The organism is Methylobacterium organophilum (genome assembly GCF_022179465.1).
In the GTDB taxonomy this organism is placed as follows: domain Bacteria; phylum Pseudomonadota; class Alphaproteobacteria; order Rhizobiales; family Beijerinckiaceae; genus Methylobacterium; species Methylobacterium organophilum.
Genome location: NZ_BPQV01000065.1, coordinates 1 through 245, shown reverse-complemented (window position 1 = coordinate 245; position 245 = coordinate 1). Strand labels below are relative to the sequence as shown.

The following is a 245-nucleotide window of genomic DNA, read 5'->3' as shown; positions in this document are numbered from 1 at the left end:
CCCTGCCCAAAGCCCACTCGGTGGTCGACAAGTGCACCGAATGCGGTTTCTGCGAGGTCAATTGCCCCTCCCGGGACCTGACCCTTACCCCTCGCCAACGGATCGCGGTCTGGCGAGAAATCTCCCGGCTTCGATCCAACGGCGACAACCCCGCCCGACTGGCCGAGCTGACCGGCCGTTACGCCTACCAGGGCAACGCCACCTGCGCCACCGACGGTCTGTGCGCCATCGCCTGCCCGGTCGGC

General features: G+C 67.8%; 1 protein-coding gene. It reads left to right on the top strand.

The features are described 5' to 3' along the window. Positions 1-20: 20 nt before the first annotated feature. The coding region (locus MFF21_RS23815; protein WP_238315059.1) for a 4Fe-4S dicluster domain-containing protein at positions 21-245 on the top strand (225 nt) is incomplete at its 3' end.